The sequence below is a fragment of the Psychromonas sp. genome (genome assembly GCF_047632995.1).
GTDB lineage: Bacteria > Pseudomonadota > Gammaproteobacteria > Enterobacterales > Psychromonadaceae > Psychromonas.
Map to the genome: position 1 here is coordinate 1 of NZ_JBLIEK010000158.1, position 6,352 is coordinate 6,352.

Sequence of the window (6,352 nt, forward strand, 5' to 3'; positions counted from 1 at the left end):
ATTGCCAACAAGGAGCTTGCCTTTCAAAATGAAGAGAATGTTAAACGGGCAGCAGAGCTGGCCATTGCCAACAAGGAGCTTGGCTTTCAAAACGAAGAGAAGGATAAGCGGGCAGCAGAGCTGGCCATTGCCAACAAGGAGCTTGCCTTCCAAAACGAAGAGAAGGATAAACGGGCAGCAGAGCTGGCCATTGCCAACATGGAGCTTGCCTTTCAAAACCAAGAGAAAGGTAAACGGGCAGCAGAGCTGGCCATTGCCAACAAGGAGCTCGGCTTTCAAAACCAAGAGAAGGATAAACGGGCAGCAGAGCTGGCCATTGCCAACAAGGAGCTTGGCTTTCAAAACGAAGAGAAGGATAAGCGGGCAGCAGAGCTGGCCATTTCCAACAAGGAGCTTGCCTTTCAAAATGCAGAGAAGGATAAACGGGTAATAGAGCTGGCTATTGCCAACAGAAAGCTTGCTTTTCAAGATAAACGGACAGAAGAGCTCAATGACTTCGCCTTCTATGACACGCTTACAGGCTTGCCCAACCGGCGTCTTTTGATAGACCGGCTCCATCACGCATTAGCTTCCAACGTGCGTAAAAGATCGGAGAGTGCGGTGATGTTTATTGATCTGGATAATTTCAAGGATATCAACGACACCCTCGGCCATGGATATGGTGATTTACTGCTGAAACAGACAGCGCAACGCCTGGAGTCCTGCCTACGCAAAAACGATACAGTGGCACGCCTTGGGGGGGACGAGTTTGTGTTGATTCTGGAAGATCTGGACAAAATACCCATTGAAGCCGCGGCAATGGTGAAAGCCATTGGCGATAAAATTTTCGCAAATCTTAACAAGCCTTACCAGCTCGATATTCACGAATACTATAGCAGCGCGAGTATCGGTGTCGTCTTTTCCGGCCATGAGGGTAAGACAGCAGAAGAGCTGCTGAAACAAGCCGACATCGCCATGTATCAGGCCAAACAAGCAGGCCGCAATACCCTGAGGTTCTTTAACCAGAATATGCAGGACATCATTAATGTGCGCACAACCCTCGAAAATGAATTGCGCATTGCAGTTGCAAAGTGGCAATTTCAATTGTACTACCAAATTCAGATGGACAGTTCCAATCGGGCATGGGGAGCCGAGGCATTGATCCGTTGGATGCACCCTGAACGCGGACTGGTGTTCCCTGCTACATTTATCCCGCTGGCGGAAGAAACCGGATTGATCCTGCCCATTGGACAATGGGTTATCGATACTGCCTGTGCGCAGCTCAAAGTATGGCAGAAAGAGTCGCTGACACGCGACTTAACACTGGCAGTAAACGTTAGTGCAAAACAATTCCGGCAGAAGGATTTCGTGGCTCAAGTGCAGGCAGCTCTGCAACGACACGATATTCCCGGAAATTTACTGAAGCTGGAATTGACCGAAAGCCTGTTGCAAGAGGATATCCAAGTCACCATTGCCACCATGAAGGCATTAAAAAAAATTGGTGTTCAGTTCTCCCTGGATGACTTCGGCACTGGTTATTCATCCTTACAGTACCTCAAACAGCTGCCCCTCGAACAATTCAAGATCGATCAGTCGTTCGTGCGCGATATTGTGACCGATATAAGTGACAAAGCGATAGTAAAGGCGATCATTTCTATGGCGCAGATCCTGAACATAGAAATCATTGCCGAGGGAGTGGAAACTATAGAGCAACGACAATTACTCTTAGACGAAGGATGCGCATTTTTTCAAGGGTATTTATTCAGCGAACCGATACCGATTGATCAGTTTAAGGCGTTGATCTGTAGTGGTTCAGAGTTTAACTGACACCTGATTTTATACAGTGAAGGTAGCGGTGAAAATTCGCTTTAGCAAATAGTAGCCTTTTTGTATCTATTACTTTTCTGCTTTTTTAGCGAACAAGAATGACCTATGATGCTCGTTTTATCCCGTTTTCGAGATCTCATCATTAACGCTCGAAAGCTCTAAAATCAAGCCCATTGTTGCGCAAACTTTCCCACTGGAAGAGATAAGCAGGGCGCAAGACGTTTTCTTGAAAAAGAAACACGTAGGTAAAATTGTCCTAAAAACACCCCAATAATAACAACGCGTTAACGAAAAAAAAGTAAATGCATCAATGGCTTTGTATTGAATTTTCAATTCAAGGCCATTTCTTACTCAAGCTAAAATTTTTTACTCTATCAAACCTAGGGAAAACTTATGCAGATGTGCAAAAGAGGGTCTCCGACCCCCGATACTTATATTTTTAGATCTGAACAGGAGAAACAAAGCCCGGTGGTTTGACTGCAACTACCGATTGCTCCAATTGATCTAAGATCGATTCGGCGGTATTACCCATCATTAGCCCTGCTATGCCCGTACGAGCAACAGTACCCATTACGACAAGATTGGCATCTATATCATTGGCATATTTAGCAATCATTTTATCGGGGACCCCTTTAATTAGTGCAGTTTTCGGTGCTAAATACTGTTGGGCCTCTACACCGACTCGCGCTATGGATTCTTGCATTAGGTTGTCGAAGTTTTTCTGAAAAATATTTTCTATTTCATCGACATACTTATTAACCTTTTGATCAGGCTCTCTATTAAATCCGGCTCGCAGAGAACTCTCATAAGGAGCTGACCATACGGAAACCACATGTAGCTCGGTCGATTCCGAAATCGCCAATGAGTAAGCGACTTTCAATACTTTAAGATTAAGTTCGTGACGCACACTTAGCTCTTCGTCTCTATACATATCACTAGCGTCAATAGCAGCTAAAATGTTTCTGTGATGAGCATCAACAGACTGTAACCCTTTGGGTTGGATCAGCCAGACCGGACAGGGACATTTGCGTAACAATCGCATATCCAACCTTCCAAATATTTTTTTTAACTGACTTTTATTATCGGCGGCTTTTACTAGCAAGTCATATTCACCACGGATGACTTCGCGGATAGTTTCTATATGGGCTTCGCCCACCAGTGTTTTAAAAGTAACATTCATTTTTTCCCAGTCTAGTTGGGTGTCATTCAATGCCTTTTGCTGCGTTTTTGTGATGTTCTTTTCTAAATTAGATATCGTTTCAAAATTATTGGCGATTCGATAGTTTAATATTGGTGGATTAATCACCGAAATAATAGTTAGTCGTGCCTGATTGTTGATAACGGTAGAAAGTAGTTGCCTTAGAGCTTGCTGATTATCTACAGCTTGATTAAACAGAAATGCTATATTCTTTGGAGTCCACATGATTACCTCTACTTATTTGAAATGAAGCATTCTAATCTTAGATTACTTTATTCTAAAAAAATAATATGCAGTACCTAGTAATGACTACGGCCACTTATTTGCTAACAAATACCCATTGTTCATATTCAGAAGGGCGTTCGCGAGTAAGCTTTCTGCAACAGTTAGTGCATAATTTAACTGATATTATTTGCGCTAATGTCGTACCGAAATTTAATTTGTCAGGCTCGCTTCACGTAAAATTAGTGAGCGGGCTTTTTTTATCTTCTGTAAAGATGTAGTTTAATGAGGATTAAACAACAATAAATGCACTTATACAGCTATAGAAGAGAGTTTCCATGAAAAAATTATTGATCACTGGTATGAATGGAACAGTTGCACCCATTGTCGCAAAAGAGTTTGAGCTTAATGGCTGGAATATTGTGCCTTGGGATCGCTCAAAAATATCCCCAGAGAATGAGCAACAAAGTGAAGCGTTTTTTGAACAGGTTCAACCGGATGCGGTTTGTCATTTGGCTATGGGCAGTGAGAGTTGGGCAGCTTGGTTTGCATCAAAAACCGCACAAAAAAATATACCTTACTTATTTACTAGCACTGCAATGGTATTTGCCAATGATCCGAGTGGCCCTTTTACCATTGAAAGCGCAAGAAATGCGGATGAAGATTACGGGCAGTATAAAATTCGCTGTGAAGATGAAATTTGGAAAAAAAATGCTAATGCTATGATAGCTCGTCTGGGTTGGCAAATTGGCGATGTTGCAGGGGGCAACAACATGCTAGAGCATTGTCATCAGCAGATGATACAAAATGGCACAATCGATGCAAGTACTCAGTGGTTTCCTGCTTGCTCTTTGATCTCAGTTACAGCGCGGGCTATTTATGAGTTAATTGAAAGAAATGAACCTGGTTTATACCATATTGATAGTAATGCTGAAGAAAAACTGAGCTTTTTCGATTTATTGCAGAAATTAAATGACTTTCACGGTGGCAAATGGGTGGTCAATTACAATCAGGATTTTGTTTATGATCAACGTCTTATTGATCATAGAATTCAAGTACCCTCTATAAGTAACAGTCTAAAATAAAGCGGAATATGCTGCGAATTGTTAAGCGCAGCATATTTGATTATTTGTCAGTCTTGCTTACGGAGAGAGGTCCGCGTGGGACTTTTAAGATAGAGGGGGAATCTCTCGTAACTCAATAAAACCATGATAGAACGGAACACAACGCCAAGATAGAAAATGGCTAACTTCAGCGTGTGATTAAAAAATAATCTGCGTTATCTCAGCACTGCTCAAAAAAACGCCTATAATGATGAGTTAATTAATTCCATTAAGGAGTGAAAAATGAATTCCCCCGTCAAAAGCATTTTGCAGAAACATAATCAGCTGATTCATTGCGAGTTGATGCAAGTTGCCTCTCATGTCCAGCGTTTTAACGGTGAATGTATGCTCAATACCCTGATGATGGATGGATTCGATTGCCCGTTTAAATACTGCCGCAAATCTAAATACCGAAACCTTAAAGGCAAACAGGTTGATATTTCCTATTATCCCACGATAGAAGTCATCGCCGACTTTGAAGTAGAGATCATGAAGGTGGTGCAGATCAAGGTTATTGGAATGTGATGAATTCCCTGGTTGTTACTTTGATGCAGATATTGATAACAGGGATGCTGGCCATTAATACAATTCATGCCAGCGTACCTAAGTGTCGGAAAAAACGAGTGAAATCGACGATTAAAATTTCACTCTCTAGGGATGTTAGCACCTTATTCTGATATTCCAGAAGATCAATTCTCTTTTTTAATGTAATGGATTAAAAGAAAATTCCGCCAAAAATTTCTGTTTAATACTAAGCCTGTGTTATTAACCGATAAGCAAACTGCTGACTAAACGTCTTGGAGTGTGCGCTGTTTTTTCTGCTTTACCTAAACGCACTAACATCTGCACTGTTTGTCCTGCTTTTATATTAAAATGCTGTTTAAATCGCTCCTGCAGTGGCAGCATATCTTGATATTCTTGTAATACCTGGCTCATTGGATGCTGTGCTAAGCCCATTGCTGTGGTGGTTAAATTCAAACGACAATAATCACGGCCGACTTGAACCTGTTGTAAGGGGCTGTTTCCTTCCGTGGTTATCCAAGCAAAGCTGCTGCTGGACTCACAGATAGAACGAGTCATATCGACACTTTGTTTACCAAAATCGCTTGGATCCTTTTCGGTTTTTTCACGATCTAAAAGAAAACCTTCAATAATAAATTTTTTAATGCCCGTTACTCCTGAATGTTCAATACCAAAACCATCTCTATATTTCTGTACCTCCTGATCATTAAAACGGAACATTTTTATAGTCTCTAAATCACGGGCTTTATTGCCGACCTCAATAGTCATCGCCTCAGTTAATAGCTGTTGCAAATAAGTTATTTCCGGCGCTGAATCCTGCAGTGTCAAACTCGTCTGCATGGCCATGGGTAATGCTTGTAACTGAGATTTTTGCACGGGAGATAAGCGGCTGTTATCGTATTCACGTTTATTAGATTGGCGTTGAAGTATGTACTTAAACAGTGGATCCACATTTATTGCTGTTTTTTTAGTTAATACGACTCTGGCAACAGGTAGATTTTCTACCACTGTATTGCTGTATTCTCCTTGTGGGAAATATTCAATTTCCGCTTGATAACCTAAACCACTCGCAGCAATGGTTAGTGTTTCTAAAAAACAGCCTTGACCAATATGGATTTGTCGCGCAAACGGGTCTGTCTCTGGTAATAAACGAGTTTGATCTACATACAGATCTAAATGTTGTGAGTCATTTAATTTAATGAACCATGGCTGTTTGTTATGAGGATTAGGGCAAAGAATAGCGTAGGCGAGTACTTTTAAACGGATATCCGACTCGCTGTCACTTGGCCCATTCCAGCCGTAATCAACTTTATCATCACGTGTTGAACAACTGCTTAGCGAACTGGTTAATGTGGCTGCTGCGAAACCGACTCCCATTATGCGAATAAAACTACGACGTTCCATAACTCACTCCTAACACTAATTTACATTCCTTGGAATATAGATTAGTATTCCAAGGAATCATTGTCAAGTTATCTTTAAGGAGAATGCATTGATCCCA

Annotated in this window: 6 protein-coding genes; 4 read left to right on the forward strand and 2 right to left on the reverse strand. The window is 41.5% G+C overall.

All coding sequences use genetic code 11. From position 1 onward, the window contains the following. Together ACJAT7_RS17075 and ACJAT7_RS17080 are read left to right on the forward strand one after the other, a co-directional pair. Complete coding sequence (locus tag ACJAT7_RS17075; protein ID WP_415228007.1) at positions 1–1,806, forward strand: EAL domain-containing protein; 1,806 nt, start codon at positions 1–3, stop codon at positions 1,804–1,806. A gap of 133 nt (positions 1,807–1,939) precedes the next feature. Then, a complete protein-coding gene (locus ACJAT7_RS17080) occupies positions 1,940–2,080 on the forward strand; it encodes a zinc-binding dehydrogenase (RefSeq protein WP_415228012.1) in 141 nt (46 codons plus the stop codon). A gap of 165 nt (positions 2,081–2,245) precedes the next feature. Here ACJAT7_RS17080 and ACJAT7_RS17085 read toward each other — a convergent pair whose 3' ends face one another. Continuing rightward, positions 2,246–3,229 (reverse strand): universal stress protein, encoded by a 984-nt coding sequence (locus ACJAT7_RS17085; protein WP_415228008.1) that lies wholly within the window; start codon positions 3,227–3,229, stop codon positions 2,246–2,248. 335 nt (positions 3,230–3,564) lie between these two features. On the opposite strand from ACJAT7_RS17085, the gene ACJAT7_RS17090 reads away from it, so the two are divergent. Then, positions 3,565–4,311: a sugar nucleotide-binding protein gene (locus ACJAT7_RS17090; RefSeq protein ID WP_415228009.1), complete on the forward strand. Its 747-nt coding sequence runs from the start codon at positions 3,565–3,567 to the stop codon at positions 4,309–4,311. A gap of 261 nt (positions 4,312–4,572) precedes the next feature. Beyond that, positions 4,573–4,854: a hypothetical protein gene (locus ACJAT7_RS17095; protein WP_415228010.1), complete on the forward strand. Its 282-nt coding sequence runs from the start codon at positions 4,573–4,575 to the stop codon at positions 4,852–4,854. Between the two features lie 240 nt (positions 4,855–5,094). On the opposite strand, the gene ACJAT7_RS17100 is transcribed toward ACJAT7_RS17095, so the two are convergent. Further along, the gene (locus ACJAT7_RS17100) at positions 5,095–6,255 is read right to left on the reverse strand and encodes an Acg family FMN-binding oxidoreductase (protein WP_415228011.1); all 1,161 of its coding nucleotides are present in this window, start codon (positions 6,253–6,255) and stop codon (positions 5,095–5,097) included. Positions 6,256–6,352: the final 97 nt, after the last annotated feature.

Coding starts and splice junctions, on each gene's coding strand:
- ACJAT7_RS17085 (WP_415228008.1), bottom strand. CDS start 3,229: ATGTGGACTCCAAAGAATATAGCATTTCTGTTTAATCAAGCTGTAGAT.
- ACJAT7_RS17100 (WP_415228011.1), bottom strand. CDS start 6,255: ATGGAACGTCGTAGTTTTATTCGCATAATGGGAGTCGGTTTCGCAGCA.
- ACJAT7_RS17095 (WP_415228010.1), top strand. CDS start 4,573: ATGAATTCCCCCGTCAAAAGCATTTTGCAGAAACATAATCAGCTGATT.
- ACJAT7_RS17090 (WP_415228009.1), top strand. CDS start 3,565: ATGAAAAAATTATTGATCACTGGTATGAATGGAACAGTTGCACCCATT.